A 20,999-nucleotide genomic window follows, 5' to 3' on the forward strand; every position below is an offset into this window, starting at 1 on the left:
CCGCTGGGACCGCTTCCACTACGTCCGCGTCGCCGTCATCATCGCCGCCTTCACCCTGCTCGTCGCCGCCCTCGCCTGACCCCGCGAGCCGGCCCGCCCGGCCGTCAGCCGCAATGACACCAACACGCTCGAACTCCGCTGGTATCCCCAGGACGTGGGCCCCAGCGACCCCCACCGACCGATAGCGAGAGGAAGTACCGAAAATGGCAAAGCTGCAGAGTCTCGACCCGCACACGCCGATGTTCGCGCAGTTCAAGGAGAAGACAGGGCCCATCGCCTTGGCCAACACCTTCTTCGTCCCGAAGGAGAGGACTGAAGCGTTCCTGGCCCTCTTCCGGAGGCAGGCCGAGTTCATGAAGGCTCAGCCGGGATTCGTCTCCCTGCAGATGCACAAGGGAACGGCGGACAGTCAGCTCCTGATGAACGTCGCGGTCTGGGAGTCGACCGAGGCGCTCGCCACGGCGTTCGGCAGCCCGGAGTTCCAGCGCATGGCGGCCGAGTTCCCCGACGACATCGTGTCGTATCCGCACATCTTCGAGCAGATCGACGTATGAGGCGGCAGCTGTAGACGTGTGACGGGGGCGATGCCCTCGGCGGGCGACGATGGCGGCCCTGATGCCGCGCCTGCGCGGGTGGGCGCGGTTGCCGCGGGACGAGTACGCCTTGTCCCCGGCGACCGCGCCCGGCCTGTTGCGAGGCCGCCCCACCGGGCGAACGCCAACGCCCTAGGAGTCGGATCAGTCGCCGTGCACGCCGCGCAGCCCGCACAGGACGTCGATGCGGTTCGTCGTGATCGAGTCGACGCCGACGTCGAGGAGGCGGCGCATCGCCGACTTCGTGTCCGGGGTCCATGCGGAGACCAGCAGGCCCTGGCGGTGCACCTGGGCGGTCAGCTCCCGACTGGCCAGCGGGAAACGGTAGTTGAGCCAGGTCGGCCTGACCGCTTCGAGCAGCCCTGGCCGCGGCGGCGCCAGTGTCGTCCAGGTCAGCGCGATCTCGGCGGCCGGGTCCGCGCGCCGCACCGCCAGCATCGTCTCCGCGCCCGCGCAGTAGTAGGCGCTCTCGTCGGCGCCGCAGTCACGGATGACGCCGACGACCGTACGGACGGTGCGCGCGTCCCCGCCCGGCAGATCCACCATCACCCGCCGCTCGGCCAGTACCTCAAGGGCCTGTTGGAGGGTGGGCACGCCGCCCGCGGTGACGCCGCGCACCTCGTCGTACGAGAGCGCGGAGAGCGGGCGGTCGTGGTCCCACAGCCGCTTGAGCGTGGAGTCGTGCAGCAGCACGGGCACGCCGTCGCGGGTCAGACGGACATCGATCTCCACCGCGTCCGCCCCCCGCTCCAGCGCGGAGCGCAGGGAGGCGAGGGTGTTCTCACGGACGCGGTAGGGGTCGCCCCGGTGGGCCACGGCAGTCACGGTACGCATGGCCCCATTGTGGTCAGCCGGTCATGCCCCGGCGAGCCACGTGTCCGTGTACGTGTCGATCTCCGCGGCGATACGGGCCTTGCCCGGCTCGTCGAGGAACGACGCGTCCACCGCGTTCTTGGCGAGCGCCGCCACGCCCCGCTCGTCCAGGCCGAGGAGGCGGGCGGCGACGACGTACTCGTTGTTGAGGTCCGTGCCGAACATCGGCGGGTCGTCGGAGTTGACCGTGATGACGATCCCGGCGTCGGCGAACTGCTTGATGGGGTGCTCCTCAAGGGTCTTCACGGCGCGCGTCGCGATGTTCGACGTCGGGCAGACCTCGAGCGGGATGCGGTGCTCGGCGAGGTGGGCGAGGAGCTTCGGGTCCTGGGCGGACGTCGTGCCGTGGCCGATGCGTTCGGCGCCGAGGTGGAGCAGGGCGTCCCAGACGGTCCCCGGGCCCGTCGTCTCGCCGGCGTGCGGCACGGAGTGCAGGCCCGCGGCGATCGCCCGGTCGAAGTAGGGCTTGAACTGCGGTCGCGGCACGCCGACTTCGGGCCCGCCGAGCCCGAAGGAGACGAGGCCCTCCGGGCGGATCGAGTCGGTGGTCGCCAGCCGCACGGTCTCCTCGGCGGACTCGAGACCCGCCTCGCCGGGAATGTCGAAGCACCAGCGCAGCACCGTGCCGAACTCGGCCTCGGCGGCCTTGCGCGCGTCCTCGATCGCCGCCATGAAGCCGTACTCGTCGATGCCGCGGCGGACGGAGGAGTACGGGGTGATGGTCAGCTCGGCGTAGCGCACGTTCTGCCGGGCCATGTCCCGCGCGATCTCGAACGTGAGCAGACGGACGTCCTCGGGCGTGCGCACGAGGTCGACGACCGAGAGGTATACGTCGATGAAGTGCGCGAAGTCCGTGAACGTGAAGTAGTCGGCCAACGCCTCGGGGTCCGTCGGGACCTTGGAGTCCGGGTGGCGGGCCGCGAGTGTGGAGACGATCCGGGGGGACGCCGAGCCGACATGGTGCACATGCAGCTCTGCCTTTGGCAGTCCGGCGATAAAGGCATGCAGATCGGTCACGGATTCCTCCCCAGGAACTTGGTTGATCGGCTGATCGATGGGTCGCAGTCATCGTAGGCGTGCCCCGGCCGTGACCTGGCGGCGGCCGTAGCATGACGGGACGTCCGGGTGGGAGAAGAAGGGGGACGAGCGAGTGATGTCCGAGGGCATAGAGGGCACAGAGAGCGCTGAGGCGGCCGAGGGCGCTGAGGGTGCCAACGGTCTGGCGGCTTCTCCGGAGCCGACGTCGGGGGACCGGGGCGCGGGTGCCGGGGATCCGCCTGCGGGCAGGGTGTCCCTCGGGAAGGGGGAACCGGATCCATGGGCGGCCCCGACGGACCCGGGCCCGCGTGACGCGGTGCCGAAACCCCCGTGGTTGCAGAGCGCGGGGCCGCGGGACGCCGTGCCGGGGGAGGTGGCACAGGGGGAGGCCGCACAAGGCGAGGCTGCACAGGAAGAGGCCGGGCCGGCTGCTCCGACGCCGGTGAACCCGTTCGTGCCGCCGTCGCAGGGGGAGGCGCAAGCCAATCCTTTCGCGCAGCCGTCGCAGGGGGAGGCGCCCGCGAACCCGTTCGCCCCGCCGTCCCCGTCCCACGCCGAGACGCAGGTGGACCCGTTCGCCGCGCCGTCCGCGCCCGGCGAGCCGTACAACCCGTTCGCCGCGCCCTCCGCGGGCGCCGCGCCGGCTCCCGGCGCCTGGGCACCGCAGCCGTACCCGCACGGGCAGCCGTACCCGCACGCGCAGCCGCCGGGTGCCCCCTACGCGATGCCTCCCGGCTACCCGGCGATGCAGGCCGGTGCTCCCTGGGCGGCGGGGGCCAACCCCTTCGCGCCGCCCGGTGAGCCCGTGCCCCCGCCGCCCGTCTCGCCCGACGGGCCGGGGCAGATGCACTACGGCTACCCGTCCGCCCCGTACGGCTACGGCTACGGCCGGCACGCCGCGACCGGTCCGGCCCCGGTGGGCTACGGCGGTCCCGGCTACGGCTGGCCCGGAATGCAGCCGCAGCCCGCCAACGGCATGGGCGTCGCTGCCCTGACGCTCGGGATCATCTCGGCCGTGGGCTTCGTCCTGTGGCCGATCGCGATCGTGGTCGGGATCCTCGCCATCATCTTCGGCGCCGTCGGCCGCGCGAGGGCGGGCCGGGGCGAGGCCACGAACCGGGGCCAGGCGCTGGCCGGACTGATCTGCGGAATCGGCGGACTGGTACTCGCGCTGGCCCTGATGTTCTTCGTCATCGCCGACAGTGACTCGTCGAGCGACAGCAGCAGCGACAGCGGGTACTCCGCCGCCCGGTAGAAGAGCTCGGGGAAACCCGGTAGGAGTTCGGCGGGGACCCGGTAGGAGCGTGGTGGAAACCCAGTAGGAAACCGGCGACGCAGGGCCGGGCCGTCAGGCCCGGTCCTTCAGCCGCTCGCGCGCCGCCATCAGCGCGAACCCCAGCAGATTGAGGCCACGCCACCGTCTCGGATCGGCGGCAGCGTCCGCGTCGGCCGCGAGTCCGATGCCCCACACGCGGTCGAGCGGGCTGGCCTCGACCAGGACGTGCTCGCCCGTCCCGAGCAGGAACGCCCGCAGATCCGCGTGCGCCGCGAACTTGTGCACGCTGCCCTCGACGACGATCCCGAACCGCTCGCGCGCCCAGACCTCCTCGTCGAAGCCCCGCACGAGGCGCCCCGCCTTCTTGGCCTGCGAGGGATGCGCCGCGCCGACGGCTCTGCGCTCGGCCTCCGCGTCCCCGAACAGCCGGGCCTTCGCGGCCATCATCCAGTGCTCCGCCGTCGCGTACTCGACCCCGTCCACCGTGAACGGCGCGACCCACCACTGACTGAGACAGCTCGCCCCGACCGTGCCGTCCGCCCGCGGTGTGTGCCCCCAGAAGTGCAGGTACTTGACCCGTACACCTGCTTCCACCGCCCTGACCAGCGAGTCCCGATCGTGGATGGACGCGTTCCCCTCAAGTTTGTCGATCTTCCCCATGCACGCGAGTCTGGCACGCACCACGGACACTCCGTCCTGGGTTTTTCAGGGGGACTCGACACCTGGTCGACAGATTCCGTCGCGTAACCAAAAGGCAACAACGGAATCACTTGTTGCAGTACATCGCCTCTGTCAGGATCGGCACTCAAATCGAGCTGGAGCTACGCCGGCCCCGCGGGACGGGGCTCCGGCGGAGGAGAGCGATAATGCACAACCCTGGCAACAGCACCCGCTTCCAGGCCCAGGACCGGTTCGCCGAAGGCGCCCAGTACATCGCGGGCCGCCTCACCAAGGGCACATCGGGCCGCACCCACGCAGTCGTCGACCCGGCCACCGGCCAGGACGTCTACATGTACGAGCTGGCCGGCACCGCGGACGTGGACGCCGCCGTGGCCGCGGCCCGCGAGGCCTTCCCCGGCTGGGCCGGCGCGACGCCGGGCGAGCGGTCCGACGCGATGCACCGCTTCGCGGGCGTCCTGGCCGAGCGCGCCGAGGACCTCGCGCAGGCCGAGTCCCTGCAGTGCGGCAAGCCCCTCAAGCTGAGCCGCGAGTTCGACGTCCCCGGGACCGTCGACAACACCGCGTTCTTCGCGGGCGCCGCCCGGCACCTCCAGGGCCAGTCCGCCGGCGAGTACAGCGGGGACCACACCTCGTACGTGCGGCGCGAGCCCATCGGCGTCGTCGGGTCCATCGCCCCCTGGAACTACCCGCTCCAGATGGCCGCCTGGAAGGTCCTCCCGGCGATCGCGGCGGGCAACACCATCGTGCTCAAGCCCGCCGAGCTGACCCCGCTCACCTCCCTCCTGTTCGCGCAGGCCGCGACCGAGGCGGGCATCCCCGACGGCGTCGTCAACATCGTCACGGGCGCGGGCCGGGACGCCGGTGAGCACCTCGTCGGGCACCCCGACGTCGCCATGACCTCCTTCACCGGGTCGACGGGCGTCGGCAAGCGCGTCGCCGAGATCGCCACCTCCACCGTGAAGCGGCTGCATCTCGAACTCGGCGGAAAGGCGCCGTTCGTCGTCTTCGACGACGCCGACCTGGAGGCCGCCGTGCACGGCGCGGTCGCGGGCGCCCTCATCAACACGGGCCAGGACTGCACCGCCGCCACGCGCGCGTACGTGCAGCGCCCCCTCTACGACGCCTTCGTGCAGGGCGTCGCGGACCTCATGGAGAGCGTCCGGGTCGGCGACCCGTTCGCCCCCGACACCGACCTCGGCCCGCTGATCTCGCACGCGCAGCGCGACCGAGTCGCCGGATTCGTCGACCGGGCACGCTCCTACGCGCGCGTGGTCGCCGGCGGTGTCATCCCGCAGGGTGACCTGAAGCAGGGTGCGTACTACCGGCCGACGCTCATCGCGGACGCCGCCCAGGACAGCGAGATCGTCCAGTCCGAGATCTTCGGCCCCGTGCTCGTGGTCCTGCCCTTCGACAGCGACGACGAGGGCATCCGCCTCGCCAACGACACCCCCTACGGCCTGGCCGCCTCGGCCTGGACCAGGGATGTGTTCCGGGCGGGCCGCGCCACCCGCGACATCAAGGCGGGCTGTGTCTGGGTCAACGACCACATCCCGATCCTCAGCGAGATGCCGCACGGCGGCTACAAGGCGTCCGGCTTCGGCAAGGACATGTCTGCCTACTCCTTCGAGGAGTACACGCAGATCAAGCACGTCATGTTCGACAACACCGCGGTCGCCCGCAAGGCCTGGCACCGCACGATCTTCGGGGACTGACCCTAGCCAATCTGCGGCTGCCGCCGCGGGCAGCCGCACCGGCCGCCCGCAAGGGGCGGCCACCTCTCCCGAAAGGGCACCCACGCGCATGGAGCAGTACGAGCCAGAAAGCCTGTCCGCGGCACAACTCGCCGCCATGCGGCGCAGCTTCCGCAACGGCAGGGCGGCCCTGAGCCGCCGTTCCCTGCTGCGCGCGTCCGCGGGCGGCGCGCTCGCCGTCGGCGGGCTCGGGTCGCTGAGCGCCTGTGGCATTCCCGCTGCGAGCAAGAGCCAGGGCGGCGTCTCGTCCGAGGACCACTCGGCCGAGGAGAAGGTGGTCAACTTCTCCAACTGGACCGAGTACATCGACCTCAGCAAGGACAAGAAGCACCACCCCAGCCTGGACGCCTTCGCCAAGCGCACCGGGATCACGGTCAAGTACACCGAGGACATCAACGACAACGTCGAGTTCTTCGGCAAGATCAAGCCGCAGCTCGCGGCGGGCCAGGACACCGGCCGGGACATCATCGTCCTCACCGACTGGCTGGCCTCCCGGCTGATCCGCTACGGCTGGGTGCAGAAGCTCGACCCGGCCCACCTGCCGCACGCGTACAGCAATCTGGCTTCCCAGTTCCGCAACCCCGACTGGGACCCCGGCCGTGCCTACTCCTACCCCTGGCAGGGCATCGCCACGGTCATCGCGTACAACGTGAAGGCCACCGGCGGCAAGGAGATCACCTCCGTCTCGCAGCTCCTGGACGACCCGAAGCTCAAGGGCAGGGTGGGCCTGCTCTCCGAGATGCGCGACACGATCGGCATGACGCTGATCGACATGGGCAAGGACCCGCGCGACTTCACGACCGACGACTTCGACGCGGCCACCGCGCGCGTGCAGAGGGCCGTCGACAACAAGCAGGTCCGCAGGTTCACCGGCAACGACTACATATCCGACCTCAGCCAGGGCGACCTCGCGGCCTGTCTGGCGTGGGCGGGCGACGTGGTGCAGCTCCAGGCGGACAACCCGGACGTCAGGTTCGCCATCCCGGACGCCGGCTACCTCACGTCGACCGACAACATGCTGATCCCCAACAAGGCGCGCCACAAGACGAACGCCGAGCGGCTCATCGACTTCTTCTACGAGCCGGCCGTCGGCGCGGAGATCGCCGCCGCGATCAACTACGTCACGCCCCTCGACACCGGCATCGTCAAGCCCGAACTCACCAGGATCGACAAGAAGGCCGGGAACGACCCGCTGATCGTCCCCGACAAGGCCATGGCGGCCAAGGCGCACGGCTTCCGCGCGCTGACCGCCAAGGAAGAGACGTCGTTCGAGGAGAAGTTCGCCCGGCTCACCGGCGCCTGAACCGGCCCGCGCTCCCACACACCCTTCCCCCGGACTCCTTGGACTCACCATGACGACCGACCACGGCGGCGACGTCCGTCTCACCGGCATCAGCAAGACGTACGACAACGGCTTCACCGCCGTCCAGCCGCTCGACCTCACCGTGCCGCAGGGCTCCTTCTTCGCCCTGCTCGGTGCCTCCGGCTGCGGCAAGACCACAACGCTGCGCATGATCGCGGGACTTGAGGAGCCGACCACAGGAACGGTTCACCTCGGCGACCAGGACGTCACCGCGCTGCCCCCCTACAAGCGCCCGGTGAACACCGTCTTCCAGTCGTACGCGCTCTTCCCGCACCTCGACATCTTCGAGAACGTCGCCTTTGGCCTCCGCCGCCGCGGCATCAAGTCCGTGAAGAAGCAGGTCGGGGAGATGCTCGACCTGGTCCAGCTCGGCGAGCAGGCCCGCAAGAGGCCGAACCAGCTCTCCGGTGGCCAGCAGCAGCGCGTCGCCGTGGCGCGCGCCCTGATCAACCACCCCAAGGTGCTGCTCCTCGACGAGCCGCTCGGCGCCCTCGACCTCAAGCTGCGCCGCCAGATGCAGCTCGAACTCAAGCGCATCCAGACCGAGGTGGGCATCACGTTCGTCCACGTCACGCACGACCAGGAGGAGGCCATGACCATGGCCGACACGGTCGCCGTGATGAACGCGGGCCGCGTCGAACAGCTGGGCGCCCCGGCCGACCTGTACGAGAACCCGGGGTCCACGTTCGTCGCCAACTTCCTCGGCACGTCGAACTTCATCGAGGCCGAGGTCGCCGGCCGCAGCGGCGAGGACCTCACCCTGAAGGCCGGCGACGGCAAGCTCGTGCTGCCCGCCTCCCGCTGTACGGCCGCCACTACCACCGGCGGGAAGGTCCTCGTCGGCGTACGCCCCGAGAAGATCTCCCTCACGCACGCCGACGACGCGGGCTCCATACCCGACGGCCGCAACCGCATCACCGGCCGCGTCGCCGACAGCAGCTTCATCGGCGTCTCCACGCAGTACGTCGTCGACAGCCCGCTCTGCGACGCCTTCGAGGTCTACGCGCAGAACATCGAACGCGACACCCGGCTCACCCCCGGTGCCGAGGTCGTCCTGCACTGGAACCCCGCGCACACCTTCGGCCTCGACGCCGCCCAGGACATCGAGGCGGGCGCCGCGAAGGTCGAGGAGGACGCCGCAGCATGACCACCGTCACCGAAACGCCCGCGGCGCCGGCCGGCAAGACCGCGCGCCGGCCGCGCAAGCGCGGCCGCCTCGTCCCGTACTGGCTGCTGCTGCCCGGCCTCCTGTGGCTGGTCGTCTTCTTCGCCCTGCCGATGGTCTACCAGGCGTCGACGTCGGTCCAGACGGGTTCCCTGGAGGACGGCTTCAAGGTCACCTGGCACTTCGCGACCTACTGGGACGCGCTCGCCGACTACTGGCCGCAGTTCCTGCGCTCGGTGCTCTACGCGGGCGCCGCCACGATCCTGTGCCTGGCGCTCGGCTACCCGCTCGCCTACCTCATCGCCTTCCGCGCGGGACGCTGGCGCAACGTCGTCCTCATCCTCGTCATCGCGCCGTTCTTCACCAGCTTCCTGATCCGCACGCTGGCCTGGAAGACGATCCTGTCCGACAGCGGCCCGGTCGTCAGCACGCTGAACGCCCTGCACATCCTGGACGTCACGAGCTGGCTCGGCATGACGGACGGCGACCGCGTCCTCGCGACCCCGCTCGCCGTGATCTGCGGACTCACGTACAACTTCCTGCCGTTCATGATCCTGCCGCTCTACACCTCGCTGGAGCGCATCGACGGCCGGCTGCACGAGGCGGCGGGCGACCTGTACGCCACGCCCGCCACCACCTTCCGCAAGGTGACGTTCCCGCTCTCCATGCCGGGCGTCGTCTCCGGCACGCTGCTCACCTTCATCCCCGCCGCCGGTGACTACGTGAACGCCGACCTGCTCGGCTCCACCGACACCCGCATGGTCGGCAACGTCATCCAGACGCAGTTCCTGCGCATCCTGGACTACCCGACGGCGGCGGCACTCTCCTTCATCCTGATGGCCGCGATCCTGATCATGGTCACCGTCTATATCCGCCGGTCCGGAACGGAGGACTTGGTCTGATGCCCTTCGTACGCTGGCTGCGCCGCAATCTCGTCGTCATCGCGGGTCTGATCACCCTCGGCTATCTGCTCCTGCCCAACGTCATCGTGACGGTGTTCTCCTTCAACAAGCCGAAGGGGCGCTTCAACTACGAGTGGCAGCAGTTCTCGCTCGACGCGTGGACGAACCCCTGCGGCGTCGCCGACATGTGCGGCTCGCTGTCGCTGAGCCTCCAGATCGCTCTGTGGGCGACGATCGGCGCCACGGTCCTCGGCACGATGATCGCCTTCGCCCTGGTGCGCTACCGATTCCGCGCCCGCGGCGCCGTGAACTCGCTGATCTTCCTGCCGATGGCGATGCCCGAGGTCGTCATGGCCGCCTCGCTGCTCACGCTCTTCCTCAACATGGGCGCACAGCTCGGCTTCTGGACGATCCTCATCGCCCACATCATGTTCTGCCTCAGCTTCGTCGTGACGGCGGTCAAGGCGCGCGTCATGTCGATGGACCCGCGCCTCGAACAGGCCGCCCAGGACCTCTACGCCGGTCCCTTCCAGACCTTCGTACGGGTCACGCTGCCGATCGCCGCGCCGGGCATCGCCGCGGGCGCGCTGCTCGCCTTCGCGCTCTCCTTCGACGACTTCATCATCACCAACTTCAACGCGGGCTCGACCGTGACTTTCCCCATGTTCGTCTGGGGATCCGCGCAGCGCGGTACGCCCGTTCAGATCAATGTCATCGGTACGGCGATGTTCATCGTCGCCGTGCTGCTGGTCCTTGCCGCGATGCTGATCGGCAAGCGTAAGAACAAGGCAGTTTGAGGGAGTTGAAATCATGGCCGCACGTGCCATGAACCGTGGTACCGACTGGATCAAGTCACTGGCGGACGCCAAGCCGCTGGCCTACTGGCTGGACGACCCCGGCAGGCCGCAGGCCCAGCCGGCGCTCACCGGCGACGAACGCTGCGACCTGCTCGTCGTCGGCGGCGGCTACAGCGGCCTGTGGACCGCGCTCCTCGCCAAGGAGCGCGACCCCGGGCGCGACGTGGTCCTGCTCGAAGGGCAGGAGGTGGGCTGGGCGGCGTCCGGCCGCAACGGAGGCTTCTGCGCCGCCTCCCTCACCCACGGCGTCGCGAACGGGCTGGCCCGCTGGCCCGGCGAGATCGCGAAGCTGGAGGAGCTCGGCAACCACAACCTCGACGCGATCGAGGACGCGGTCGCCCGCTACTCCATCGACTGCGACTTCGAGCGCACCGGCGAACTGGACGTGGCCACCGAGCCGCACCAGGTCACCGAACTCCAGGAATTCCACCAGGAGTTGACCGAGGTCGGCCTCGCCGACGGCACCGAGCTGCTCGACGCCGACGCGACCCGCGAACAGGTCGACTCGCCGACCTTCCTCGGTGCCCTGTACGACCGGCGCGGCGTCGCGATGCTGCACCCCGCCAAGCTCGCCTGGGGCCTCAAGCAGGCCTGCCTCGACCTCGGCGTGCGCTTCTACGAGCACACCCCGGCGCTCGAACTCTCCTCGTCCGGCGCCGGGACCGCGGTCCGCACCCCCTACGGGCGCGTCTTCGCCCAGCACGTCGCGCTCGGCACGAACGTCTTCCCGTCCCTGGTCAAGCGCGTGCGCTCGTACACCGTCCCGGTCTACGACTACGCGCTGATGACCGAGCCCCTCAACCACGACCAGCTGGCCTCCATCGGCTGGAAGAACCGCCAGGGCCTCGGCGACTCGGCCAACCAGTTCCACTACTTCCGCCTCTCCGCGGACAACCGGATCCTGTGGGGCGGCTACGACGCGATCTATCCGTACGGCGGGCGGGTGCGCGCCGAGTACGACCACCGGCCCGAGACGTACGCGAAGCTCGCCGGCCAGTTCTTCCACTGCTTCCCGCAGCTGGAAGGGGTGCGCTTCAGCCACGCCTGGGGCGGGGCCATCGACACCTGCTCCCGCTTCTCGGCGTTCTTCGGCACGGCCCACAAGGGCCGCGTCGCCTACGCCGCCGGGTACACCGGCCTCGGCGTGGGCGCGACCCGCTTCGGCGCGGACGTGATGCTCGACCTGCTCTCCGGCGAGCGCACGGAGCGTACGGAACTGGAGATGGTCCGCACGAAGCCGCTGCCCTTCCCGCCCGAGCCGTTCGCCTACACCGGGATCGCGCTCACCAAGTGGTCCCTGGCGCGCGCCGACGACAACGGCGGCCGGCGCAACCTGTGGCTGAAGGCCATGGACAAGGCGGGCCTCGGCTTCGACAGCTGACCCGAATCCGCGACAACTCGTGGGCAGAACCCGCGTAATGCTCGCGGCCCGGCCTCCTCTCCCTGGTGACACGCACAGCTTTCGGCAACTGCGTACCAGGAAGAGGAGGTCCCGCCATGACTGGCTCGGGGGCGAAGTCGGCGGTCGAGTGGCTGGCGTCCGTGGCACCGGATCCGGACGCCTGCCGCTGGGAATGGGAGCGCAACCCCCTCGGGGTCGCGCTCCTTCCCGCGGGCAGGCTCTGGGACGTACTGATACTGCCCGGCGAACTGGGGTATCCGACGCTCGACGTGCTCACCCGTGTCATCGACCGGCCGGGCCCCGTGCTCGCCGACTTCGGTGACGCCCGCATGGGCTTCTTCGTGCCCTCCGGCACGGCCACCCGCTGGCTCGGCACGGGCGTGCGCGGCGCCGGCAGCGGCACCTGGATCGTCGTCCCCCATCCCCATCCGGGCCGCGCCGCCGGCGGGGTCCGCTGGCTGATCCCGCCCGACGGCTCGGGCACCCTCACCGACCCGACGGTCCTGGAACTGGCGATGCACGAGGCGGCGGCGCAGCTCGCCCGGGACGACGTACCGGAGTAGCCCGATGGGCCGGCCGGGTCAGCCGCGCGGCGCCCGGCCCGCCCACACCGCGCACATCACGTACAGGAGGACCGCCGAGAGGCACCAGCCGCCGACGACGTCCAGTGGCCAGTGGTAGCCGCGCCGGACCAGGCCCAGGCCGACGGCCGCGTTCAGGACGGTGTAGCCGATGACGAGTTCGCGGCGCGCGTAGGCGCCGCGCACGTACGGCAGCAGGATGAGGAGGCAGGCGCCGTACGCGACCGCAGCCGTCGTCGCGTGCCCCGACGGGTAGAAGCCGGTGCCGGGGCCCATCACGGCCGGGCCCGTCCGGGACACCGTCTCCTTGATCGGGACGACCAGGAGCGGGACGGCGGCCATCGTCAGCGCGGCGGTGACGGGGGGCTTCCACCAGCGGGGCACGCCGTCGCGACGGGCGCGCCAGGCGGCGTAGCCGAGGACGGCGGCGAGGACCGGGAGCGCGACGGTGATGTTGCCGAGGTCGGCGAGGAGTTCGGCGGCCCTCTTCGACAGGCCGCTGGATCCGATCGCGTCGCCGAGGCGTTCGTCCGCGCGGCGCAGCGCACCGCCGGCGGCGATCTGCCAGGTGAGGAAGAGGAAGAGCAGGGCGCTCAGAACGGCGGCCCAACGGAAAATGGTCGGCCGCCCCGGAACAGGGGGGGTAGTTCCGAGGCGGCCGACCTGACCGGTTTGCCGCACGCCCCGGGGGGTTTGGGGCGGGCGGCCATCCGATCGGTGAGGAGTTCCGGAGCCAGAAGCTCCGGGTGTGTGCGCGAGGGCACGACCAGGGCGGGGCTGGGGAGGCTCCGTCCCGGTTTCGCCCACAGTCCCCTGTGGGCGGGGTGTTTCTCTCATCTGCAGAAACCGTACGGCAGGGCGTGGGCGTCCGACAGCGGGAACAGCAACCCGTCATCGCCCCCGCACACGTTCTTCACACGCCCTGACCGTTACCTGAAGTCACCGAAGCGGCTCAGACGCCCGCGAACGCGGTCTCGATGATGTCCAGGCCCTCGTTGAGCAGGTCGTCACCGATGACCAGCGGGGGGAGGAAGCGCAGCACGTTGCCGTAGGTGCCACAGGTGAGGACCAGCAGACCCTCGGCGTGGCAGGCCTTGGCGAGCGCGGCGGCGGCCGCCGGGTGCGGCTCCTTGGTGGCCTTGTCCTTGACGAGCTCGATGGCGATCATCGCGCCACGGCCACGGATGTCGCCGATGATGTCGAACTTCTCGGCCATGGTGGCGAGGCGGGCCTTCATGATGGCCTCGATGTTCTTCGCCTTGGCGTTGAGGTCGAGCTCCTTCATGGTCTCGATGGCGCCGAGCGCACCGGCGCAGGCCACCGGGTTGCCGCCGTAGGTGCCGCCGAGGCCGCCCGCGTGCGCGGCGTCCATGATCTCGGCGCGGCCCGTCACGGCGGCGAGCGGCAGACCGCCCGCGATGCCCTTGGCGGTCGTGATCAGGTCGGGGACGATGCCCTCGTCCTCGCACGCGAACCACTGGCCGGTGCGGCAGAAGCCGGACTGGATCTCGTCCGCGACGAAGACGATGCCGTTGTCCGCGGCGAACTGGCGGATCGCGGGCAGGAAGCCCTTCGCCGGCTCGATGAAGCCGCCCTCGCCGAGGACCGGCTCGATGATGATGGCGGCGACGTTGTCGGCACCGATCTGCTTGGTGATCTGGTCGATCGCCTGGGCGGATGCCTCGGCGCCCGCGTTCTCCGCGCCGGTCAGCCAGCGGTAGCCGTAGGCCACCGGCACGCGGTAGACCTCGGGCGCGAACGGGCCGAAGCCGTTCTTGTACGGCATGTTCTTGCTGGTCAGCGCCATCGTCAGGTTCGTACGGCCGTGGTAGCCGTGGTCGAAGACGACGACGGCCTGGCGCTTGGTGTACGCACGGGCGATCTTGACGGCGTTCTCGACGGCCTCGGCGCCCGAGTTGAACAGGGCGGACTTCTTGGCGTGGTCACCCGGCGTGAGCTCGGCCAGCGCCTCGGCGACGGCCACATAGCCCTCGTACGGCGTGACCATGAAACAGGTGTGGGTGAAGTCCTGCAGCTGGGCGGAGGCGCGGCGCACGACGGCCTCGGCGGAGGCGCCGACCGAGGTCACGGCGATGCCGGAACCGAAGTCGATCAGGCGGTTGCCGTCGACGTCCTCGATGATGCCGCCGCCCGCGCGGGCGGTGAAGACCGGCAGCGTGGAGCCCACGCCGGCCGCGACCACGGCGGTACGTCGGGCCTGCAGCTCCTGCGACTTCGGACCGGGGATGGCGGTGACGACGCGGCGCTCCTGCGGGACTGCGCTCATGCGGGGCTCCTGGGGGTGTTTCGGGTGCTTTCTTCGCAGGTTAGGGGCCAGGGGCGGGGTGGGGCATGCTCCATCGGGGCGTTGTTCGCGGGTGGCGTTGTCCGTCGTGGACATAGGGCCGCCGCACGGGGATCGCCCCAGGTCCGGGCGCGTAACCGGTGAACTCCCCTTGTAGGGGCACTAGATTGACCGGCGGACACACAGACCGGCAGGTCAGGGGGCAAGGGCAATGGACACCGACGGCACGCAGGGCACACACGACCCGATTGGCAGGCGGCTGCGCGGGTCGGTGCCCCGCCCCGCGCAGCCGCCCCGCCCGGCCGCGCCGCCGATGCCCCGGCAGGCGCCCGGCGGCGGTTCCGTGACCGAATGGCTTTCGGTGCGCCGCCCCAAGGCCGATCCGGGAGTGTGGCGCTACGGGCACGTCCCGCGGCCGCCCGAGCAGGACACCGCCGCCGTCGGGCGCCGGCTGCTGGCCTGGATGGCGGGCTCGTTCGTGGTCGGTGTCTTCCTGTGGGGCCTGTGGCGGGAAGGCACCCTCCCGTACCAGTGGGTGCCGCTGAAGGTGCTGACGCCGGACAGGTGGTGGTGGACCGGCACCACGACCCCCAAGGAGCAGGAGGCAGTCGACGCGCTGGTCGTGTACCAAGGCGTGGCCTTCGCGGTCATCGTCTTCCTGGTCGGACGCTTCGGCGCCTGGGCGGCGGGCATCCGGCACTTCGTGACCGACCGCCCCCAGCCCGCCCGCGCTGTCATCGCGTCGGTCGCCGCGGTGGGCGTGCTGATCTTCGTGTGGCCGGCCGCCCTGGGGCTCGACTGGCGTCCCTTGCCGGTCGCCGACCCGGTCCTCTCCCTCGTCGTCCTCGTCACGGGCGGCAGCGGATTCTTCAAGGTCCCGGTCCTCGCCTACACGCTGTACGCCCTGATCACCCTGGCCGTGCTGTGGCCGTTCGCCCGTATCGGAGGCTGGCTCGACGCCTGGTCGGGGCGGCCCCGGAAGGGGTCGCGCAAGGCCCCGCCGCGGCCCGGCACCCCGCCCCCCGCCCGCGCCCAGTGGGCCGAGCTGCGGGCGGCCGGGCAGGACCGGGCCGCCGACGTGCTCACGGCGGAGGTCGCGGGCGGCCGGATGAACGACGTCGACTGCGTCCGTGTCGCCCATGCGTGGCGGGATACCACGGTGCGGCCGGACGGCTCCGTCACTTTCACCGACACCGTGGTCAGGCAGGGCGGGGCCGCCTGGACGCACCCCTCCGGCCAGCGGGACCTGCCGGCCCGCGCCGCCGTGCACGACCTCCTGGTCGGCCAGGTGCGGATCGGCCGGTACGCGCGCGACGAGCGCAATCCGTACGTCCTGCGCGGCGCCGGAGCCGCCCTCGACCCGGGCGTGCTCGGCACCTCGATGCTCGCCGTCGGCCCGTCCGGCGCGGGCAAGACCGTCGGTGTCGTGCGGCCCGTGGTCGAATCGCTGGCCCTGCAGGCACTCACCGGCCAGTGCGCCGTCATCGCCGTCTGCGCGGCCGGTACCCCGCTCGGACCCGATGACGCGTACGACATCGTCGTCAAGCCCGGCGACCCCGGCTCGACGTACGGCCTCGACCTGTTCGCCGGCTCCACGGACCCGGACGAGGCCGCCGCCTTCCTCGCCGAAGGGCTGGTCGGGGACCTGGAGACCGTCGACACGCTCCGCGCCGCCACCGCGCTCGCCCAACTGCTCGGGCCGTATCACGCCGTGCACGGCAGGTTCCCCGCGGTACAGGTGCTGCGGGAGCTGCTGGAAGGGGAGCCGGGTGCGCTCGCCGACCTCAGGACACGGCTCACGGGCGACGCGGAGGACGACGCGCGACGCTCCGCGATGCGCCGCGAACTGGAGGCCCGCCTGCGCCAGTCGGGCACCATGAACGACCCGGGGCCGAGCCTCGCGGACCGGCTCGGCCTGCTGGACCGGCCGGTGTTCGCCGACTTCTTCGACGCCGGCGACGCGGGACGCCCGTTCTCGGTCCGGGCCGTCACCCACCACCCGCTGCGGGTCCGTGTCGACCTGCCCGAGCAGGGCCACGAGGAGGCGTCGCGGCTGCTCGCCCGGCTGCTGCTCGCCCAGTTCACCTCCGCCGTGCGCAGCCGGCCGCAGCGCCGCCACTTCGCCTGCCTGATCCTCGACGACGCGTCGCGGACCCTGACTGCGGAGACGGTGCGGGCCATTCAGCGGCTCCGGTCGGCGAACGCCGGAGTGGTGCTCGGCCTGCGGACGATCGGCGAGGTCGCCGAGTCCTTGCAGGGGCCCTTGTACGCTGCGGTCGGCTGCCGCATGGCGTTCTCCGGCGTCACGACATGGGACGGGCGGCGCTTCGCCGAGGCCTGGGGCACGGAGTGGGTCGAGACCGAGGAGGTCGCCCAGCACGCGGTCTTCGCGAACCAGCCGCTGACCCGCGCCCTGCACAAACTGCGCAAGATGGTCACCGGTAAAGCGGTGACGACCGACGCGGTCACGGTGCGCAGGGTCGAACGTGAGCGCTGGTCCGCCTCCGACCTCGCCCACGCCGTCCCGCCGGGGCACGCCGTGCTCTCGCTCACCACGGTCCGCGGCGAGCACGCGCCGCCGCGCCTGGTGGACCTGCGCGACTGAGGTGGCCCGCCGGGTGGGGGAGGCCGCAGACGTACGTACGGTGAGGCAGAATCGACACTGGTCGTTCATACGTACCGGCCAAAAGATCCACAGGACCCACCCCCCACCCGAACATCACCTGTCGCCCACCTGAAGGCCTCATGCCGCCCACGCTCGCCTCCCTCGTCCACCACTCCGCGCTCAAGCTGACCGTGCGCGCCGGGGAGGAACGGCTGGACACCGCCGTGCGCTGGGCCCACGTCAGTGAGCTCGCCGACCCCGTGCCGTACATGGAGGGCGGCGAGCTGCTCCTGTTCACCGCGCTCAAGCTGGACGCGGAGGACCCGGAGGCGATGCGCCGCTATGTGAAGCGGCTCGCGGGTGCCGGGGTCGTCGGGCTCGGCTTCGCCGTCGGCGTCAACTACGACGCCGTCCCGCAGGCCCTCGTCGACGCGGCCCGGGACGAGGAGTTCCCGCTCCTCGAAGTGCCGCGCCGCACCCCCTTCATCGCCATCAGCAAGGCCGTCTCCGCCGCCATCGCCGCGGACCAGTACCGCGCCGTCACCGCGGGGTTCGCCGCCCAGCGCGAGCTGACCAAGCAGGCGCTGAGCGGCGGGCCCGAGGGGCTGCTCGGCGTGCTCGCCGGCCAGGTCGACGGCTGGGCCGCGCTGTACGACGCGTCGGGCGCCGTGGTCGCGGCCGCGCCGGAGTGGGCCGGGCGCCGGGCGGCCCGGCTCGTCGCCGACGTCGAGCGGCTGCGCGAGCGGCCCGCCCCGGCCAGCGCCGTCGTCGGCGGCAGCGAAGAGAACGGCGGCGGGGACGAGGACCGCGTCGAACTGCACTCGCTCGGCACCGGACGCAGGCCCCGGGCCGCGCTCGCCGTCGGCACCGCCGCGGCCCTCGGCACCGCCGAGCGCTACGCGCTGCACTCCGCCATCGCCCTGCTCACCCTCACCACCGAGCGCTCCCGTTCGCTGCACGCCGCCGAGCAGCGCATCGGCGCCGCGGTCCTGCGGATGCTCCTCGCGGGGGAGCCCGAGCACGCCAGGACCGTCGCCGGGGACCTGTACGGAGGGCTGCTCGACGCGCCCTTCCGGGTGATCGTCGCCGAGGTCGCGTCCGCGTCGGCGGGCCGCGCGCACGCCGAGGGCCACGCGCGCGTGGCCCTCGACAAGCCGGAGCGGCCCGCGCCGGGCACCGGCCCGGCGGCCGTCACCGCCTCCGGGGACCCGCTCACCGGGCTCGCCGACGTCGTGGAGGCCGCCGCGGCGCGCTCCGGGGAGGCCGTCCTCGTGGTGCCCGACGGCGACCGGCTCGTCCTGCTCGCTGCCGACGGCGGCGCGGCGGCGGGCTCCTGCACCCAGTACGCCGAGGCCCTGGAGACCGCCCGGCTGACCCAGCGCGAGCAGGGCGGGGCGGGTGAGGAGGACGAACTCGTGGTGGGCCTGTCCGCACCGGCCGGGCCGATCGCCGCCGCGACCGCGTACAAGCAGGCCGAGCAGGCCCTCTCGGTCGCCCGGCGGCGCGGGCGCGCCCTCGTCGAGCACGAGGAGGTCGCCGCGGGCTCCGTCGTGCCGCTGCTCGCCGACGACGCCGTACGTGCCTTCGCCGACGGCCTCCTGCGCGCCCTGAAGGACCACGACGCGACCGGCCGCGGCGACCTCGTGGCATCGCTGCGTGCCTGGCTCTCGCGGCACGGCCAGTGGGACGCGGCCGCCGCCGACCTCGGCGTGCACCGGCACACCCTGCGCTACCGGATGCGGCGCGTCGAGGAGATCCTCGGCCGCTCGCTCGACGACCCGGACGTGCGCATGGAGCTGTGGCTGGCCCTCAAGGCGACGAGCGCGAGCGGCGAGTAGGGCCGCCCGGCCCGCCGTTGCGGAGCGGATCCGCGCCCCGCTTCTGCCAAAGCGGCGTGCGGCCCGCCCGGACTCCGACACGTCGGACAAACACGGCTCCGCCCCGTCCCCCCTACCGTTGGTCCGGAAAGACCCCAGTACACACCCACTGCGGAAGGGCCGGGACCGACTATGACCGCCACTCACGCCTTCTGGCTCGCGGGCCGCGAGGCCACCGGTGACGCCACCTTCGACGTCACCAACTCCTACGACGGTCGGCTGGTCGGCAAGGTCAGCGTGCCCACGGACGCGCAGGTCGAGGAGGCCGTCGCCGCCGCGTACGCCGTCCGCGACGAGTTCGCCGCCACCCCCGCCCACGTACGGGCCAAGGCCCTCAACCACGTGGCCGACCGGCTGACCGAGCGCACCGAGGAGATCGCCCAGCTGATCTCCGCCGAGAACGGCAAGCCCATCAAGTGGGCGCGCGGCGAGGTCGGCCGTGCCGTCTCCGTCTTCCGCTTCGCCGCCGAGGAGGCCCGCCGCTTCAACGGCGGCGAGGCCCAGCGCCTCGACACCGACGCGGGCGGCACCGGCCGGCTCGCGCTCACCCGCCGCATCCCGCAGGGCGTCGTCCTCGGCATCGCGCCGTTCAACTTCCCGCTGAACCTCAGCGCCCACAAGGTCGCCCCGGCCATCGCCGTCGGCGCCCCGATCATCCTCAAGCCGGCTCCGGCCACGCCGATCTCCTCGCTGATCCTCGGCGAGCTGCTGGCCGAGACGGACCTCCCGGCCGGCTCCTGGTCCGTCCTGACGGTCCCGAACGACCGCATGCCCGCCCTGGTCCAGGACGAGCGCCTGCCGGTCATCTCGTTCACCGGCTCGGACAAGGTCGGCTACGCGATCATGGACAGCGTGCCGCGCAAGCACTGCACGCTGGAGCTCGGCGGCAACGGCGCGGCCGTCGTCCTCGGCGACTGGGCCTCCGACGAGGACCTGGACTGGGCGGCGACCCGCATCGCCACCTTCTCCAACTACCAGGGCGGCCAGTCCTGCATCTCCGTGCAGCGCGTCATCGCCGACGCCTCCCTGTACGAGCGGCTCCTGCCGAAGATCGTCGCGGCCGTCGAGGCGCAGGTCACCGGTGACCCCGCGGACGACGCCACCGACGTCGGCCCGCTGGTCAACGAGGACGCCGCCAAGCGCGTGGAGTCCTGGGTCGACGAGGCCGTCGCCGCGGGTGCCTCGCTGCTCGCGGGCGGCAAGCGGGAGGGCGCCACGTACGCCCCGACCGTCCTCGCCGACGTGCCGGCCGGCGTGACGATCTCCTGCGAGGAGGTCTTCGGACCGGTTCTCACGGTCAAGAAGGTCGACGGCGAGGCCGAGGCCTTCGCCGCGGTCAACGACTCCAAGTACGGCCTTCAGGCGGGCGTCTTCACGCACGACCTGCAGACGGCGTTCCGCGCCCACCGCGCCCTCGAGGTCGGCGGCGTGGTCATCGGCGACGTCCCGTCCTACCGCGCGGACCAGATGCCGTACGGCGGCGTCAAGCAGTCCGGCGTGGGCCGCGAGGGCGTGCGCCACGCGATGGACGACTACACGTACGAGCGTGTGCTCGTCCTGACGGGCCTGGCCCTCTAGGCCCTCGTCGTTTGGATCATGCCGGGCTCGCGGGCCTGATCCAAACGAAAGACCCTCGGCCCTCGTCGAAATGATCTAGGACCAGCGAGACTCCGGCGTACGCCTGACCCGTACGCCGGCCATGGACGGCCGGAGCCCACTGTGCGGGGGCT

At 71.5% G+C, this 20,999-nt stretch carries 16 protein-coding genes and 3 pseudogenes; 13 read left to right on the forward strand and 6 right to left on the reverse strand.

All coding sequences use genetic code 11. The annotated features are described in order from the left end of the window. A pseudogene (locus tag AC07EJ_RS38935) lies at window positions 1-79 on the forward strand (DUF1772 domain-containing protein); the annotation flags it as partial. Window positions 80-203: 124 nt separating this feature from the next. Then, on the forward strand, window positions 204-554 hold the full coding sequence (locus AC07EJ_RS38940; protein WP_389485546.1) for an antibiotic biosynthesis monooxygenase family protein: 351 nt from the start codon (window positions 204-206) through the stop codon (window positions 552-554). A 36-nt stretch (window positions 555-590) separates the two neighbouring features. On the opposite strand, the pseudogene AC07EJ_RS38945 reads toward AC07EJ_RS38940, so the two are convergent. The 3 genes and pseudogenes from AC07EJ_RS38945 to AC07EJ_RS38955 all read right to left on the reverse strand — a co-directional run. Further along, a pseudogene (locus AC07EJ_RS38945) lies at window positions 591-710 on the reverse strand (IS5/IS1182 family transposase); the annotation flags it as partial. Between the two features lie 27 nt (window positions 711-737). Beyond that, window positions 738-1,427 (reverse strand): glycerophosphodiester phosphodiesterase, encoded by a 690-nt coding sequence (locus tag AC07EJ_RS38950; protein WP_478886004.1) that lies wholly within the window; start codon window positions 1,425-1,427, stop codon window positions 738-740. Window positions 1,428-1,448: 21 nt separating this feature from the next. Beyond that, window positions 1,449-2,557, reverse strand: a pseudogene (locus tag AC07EJ_RS38955) (adenosine deaminase); the annotation flags it as partial. A 401-nt stretch (window positions 2,558-2,958) separates the two neighbouring features. On the opposite strand from AC07EJ_RS38955, the gene AC07EJ_RS38960 reads away from it, so the two are divergent. Continuing rightward, a complete protein-coding gene (locus AC07EJ_RS38960; protein ID WP_478886005.1) occupies window positions 2,959-3,759 on the forward strand; it encodes a DUF4190 domain-containing protein in 801 nt (266 codons plus the stop codon). Between the two features lie 93 nt (window positions 3,760-3,852). Here AC07EJ_RS38960 and AC07EJ_RS38965 read toward each other — a convergent pair whose 3' ends face one another. After that, entirely contained in the window at window positions 3,853-4,440 is a 588-nt protein-coding gene (locus AC07EJ_RS38965) for an NADAR family protein (RefSeq protein ID WP_389485553.1), read from the reverse strand. A 206-nt stretch (window positions 4,441-4,646) separates the two neighbouring features. Here AC07EJ_RS38965 and AC07EJ_RS38970 point away from each other — a divergent pair, with 206 nt between their 5' ends. From AC07EJ_RS38970 to AC07EJ_RS39000, 7 genes are all read left to right on the forward strand, one after another. Beyond that, a complete protein-coding gene (locus tag AC07EJ_RS38970) occupies window positions 4,647-6,173 on the forward strand; it encodes a gamma-aminobutyraldehyde dehydrogenase (RefSeq protein WP_389485555.1) in 1,527 nt (508 codons plus the stop codon). Between the two features lie 88 nt (window positions 6,174-6,261). Beyond that, window positions 6,262-7,515: a polyamine ABC transporter substrate-binding protein gene (locus AC07EJ_RS38975; RefSeq protein ID WP_478886006.1), complete on the forward strand. Its 1,254-nt coding sequence runs from the start codon at window positions 6,262-6,264 to the stop codon at window positions 7,513-7,515. A gap of 49 nt (window positions 7,516-7,564) precedes the next feature. Continuing rightward, entirely contained in the window at window positions 7,565-8,722 is a 1,158-nt protein-coding gene (locus AC07EJ_RS38980; RefSeq protein ID WP_389485560.1) for an ABC transporter ATP-binding protein, read from the forward strand. Then, the gene (locus AC07EJ_RS38985) at window positions 8,719-9,642 is read left to right on the forward strand and encodes an ABC transporter permease (RefSeq protein WP_389485563.1); all 924 of its coding nucleotides are present in this window, start codon (window positions 8,719-8,721) and stop codon (window positions 9,640-9,642) included. Before AC07EJ_RS38980 ends, AC07EJ_RS38985 begins: the two co-directional genes overlap by 4 nt. Next, entirely contained in the window at window positions 9,642-10,439 is a 798-nt protein-coding gene (locus AC07EJ_RS38990) for an ABC transporter permease (protein ID WP_389485566.1), read from the forward strand. Before AC07EJ_RS38985 ends, AC07EJ_RS38990 begins: the two co-directional genes overlap by 1 nt. Before the next feature lie 13 nt (window positions 10,440-10,452). Then, the gene (locus tag AC07EJ_RS38995; RefSeq protein ID WP_389485569.1) at window positions 10,453-11,880 is read left to right on the forward strand and encodes an NAD(P)/FAD-dependent oxidoreductase; all 1,428 of its coding nucleotides are present in this window, start codon (window positions 10,453-10,455) and stop codon (window positions 11,878-11,880) included. A gap of 116 nt (window positions 11,881-11,996) precedes the next feature. After that, a complete protein-coding gene (locus tag AC07EJ_RS39000) occupies window positions 11,997-12,464 on the forward strand; it encodes a hypothetical protein (RefSeq protein ID WP_389485571.1) in 468 nt (155 codons plus the stop codon). Between the two features lie 18 nt (window positions 12,465-12,482). On the opposite strand, the gene AC07EJ_RS39005 is transcribed toward AC07EJ_RS39000, so the two are convergent. Together AC07EJ_RS39005 and gabT are read right to left on the reverse strand one after the other, a co-directional pair. Beyond that, the gene (locus AC07EJ_RS39005; RefSeq protein ID WP_389485574.1) at window positions 12,483-13,163 is read right to left on the reverse strand and encodes a phosphatase PAP2 family protein; all 681 of its coding nucleotides are present in this window, start codon (window positions 13,161-13,163) and stop codon (window positions 12,483-12,485) included. Between the two features lie 271 nt (window positions 13,164-13,434). After that, on the reverse strand, window positions 13,435-14,769 hold the full coding sequence (gene gabT, locus AC07EJ_RS39010; RefSeq protein ID WP_326773881.1) for a 4-aminobutyrate--2-oxoglutarate transaminase: 1,335 nt from the start codon (window positions 14,767-14,769) through the stop codon (window positions 13,435-13,437). A 229-nt stretch (window positions 14,770-14,998) separates the two neighbouring features. On the opposite strand from gabT, the gene AC07EJ_RS39015 reads away from it, so the two are divergent. The 3 genes from AC07EJ_RS39015 (at window position 14,999) to AC07EJ_RS39025 (ending at window position 20,847) form a co-directional block, all read left to right on the forward strand. Continuing rightward, window positions 14,999-17,392: a type IV secretory system conjugative DNA transfer family protein gene (locus AC07EJ_RS39015; RefSeq protein WP_393586993.1), complete on the forward strand. Its 2,394-nt coding sequence runs from the start codon at window positions 14,999-15,001 to the stop codon at window positions 17,390-17,392. A gap of 140 nt (window positions 17,393-17,532) precedes the next feature. Continuing rightward, window positions 17,533-19,230 carry a PucR family transcriptional regulator gene (locus tag AC07EJ_RS39020; RefSeq protein WP_389485580.1) on the forward strand — a complete coding sequence of 566 codons (1,698 nt, stop codon included), beginning with the start codon at window positions 17,533-17,535 and terminating at the stop codon, window positions 19,228-19,230. Between the two features lie 171 nt (window positions 19,231-19,401). Then, window positions 19,402-20,847, forward strand: coding sequence for an aldehyde dehydrogenase family protein (locus tag AC07EJ_RS39025; RefSeq protein ID WP_389485582.1), 1,446 nt, complete (start codon window positions 19,402-19,404; stop codon window positions 20,845-20,847). Window positions 20,848-20,999: the final 152 nt, after the last annotated feature.

It is taken from the genome of Streptomyces sp. NPDC045026 (assembly GCF_056432625.1).

Excerpts from the sequence above, each read along its gene's own strand:
- AC07EJ_RS38940 (WP_389485546.1), top strand. The coding sequence starts at position 204 with ATGGCAAAGCTGCAGAGTCTCGACCCGCACACGCCGATGTTCGCGCAG.
- AC07EJ_RS38950 (WP_478886004.1), bottom strand. The coding sequence starts at position 1,427 with ATGCGTACCGTGACTGCCGTGGCCCACCGGGGCGACCCCTACCGCGTC.
- AC07EJ_RS38965 (WP_389485553.1), bottom strand. The coding sequence starts at position 4,440 with ATGGGGAAGATCGACAAACTTGAGGGGAACGCGTCCATCCACGATCGG.
- AC07EJ_RS38970 (WP_389485555.1), top strand. The coding sequence starts at position 4,647 with ATGCACAACCCTGGCAACAGCACCCGCTTCCAGGCCCAGGACCGGTTC.
- AC07EJ_RS38975 (WP_478886006.1), top strand. The coding sequence starts at position 6,262 with ATGGAGCAGTACGAGCCAGAAAGCCTGTCCGCGGCACAACTCGCCGCC.
- AC07EJ_RS38980 (WP_389485560.1), top strand. The coding sequence starts at position 7,565 with ATGACGACCGACCACGGCGGCGACGTCCGTCTCACCGGCATCAGCAAG.
- AC07EJ_RS38985 (WP_389485563.1), top strand. The coding sequence starts at position 8,719 with ATGACCACCGTCACCGAAACGCCCGCGGCGCCGGCCGGCAAGACCGCG.
- AC07EJ_RS38990 (WP_389485566.1), top strand. The coding sequence starts at position 9,642 with ATGCCCTTCGTACGCTGGCTGCGCCGCAATCTCGTCGTCATCGCGGGT.
- AC07EJ_RS38995 (WP_389485569.1), top strand. The coding sequence starts at position 10,453 with ATGGCCGCACGTGCCATGAACCGTGGTACCGACTGGATCAAGTCACTG.
- AC07EJ_RS39000 (WP_389485571.1), top strand. The coding sequence starts at position 11,997 with ATGACTGGCTCGGGGGCGAAGTCGGCGGTCGAGTGGCTGGCGTCCGTG.
- gabT (WP_326773881.1), bottom strand. The coding sequence starts at position 14,769 with ATGAGCGCAGTCCCGCAGGAGCGCCGCGTCGTCACCGCCATCCCCGGT.
- AC07EJ_RS39015 (WP_393586993.1), top strand. The coding sequence starts at position 14,999 with ATGGACACCGACGGCACGCAGGGCACACACGACCCGATTGGCAGGCGG.
- AC07EJ_RS39020 (WP_389485580.1), top strand. The coding sequence starts at position 17,533 with ATGCCGCCCACGCTCGCCTCCCTCGTCCACCACTCCGCGCTCAAGCTG.
- AC07EJ_RS39025 (WP_389485582.1), top strand. The coding sequence starts at position 19,402 with ATGACCGCCACTCACGCCTTCTGGCTCGCGGGCCGCGAGGCCACCGGT.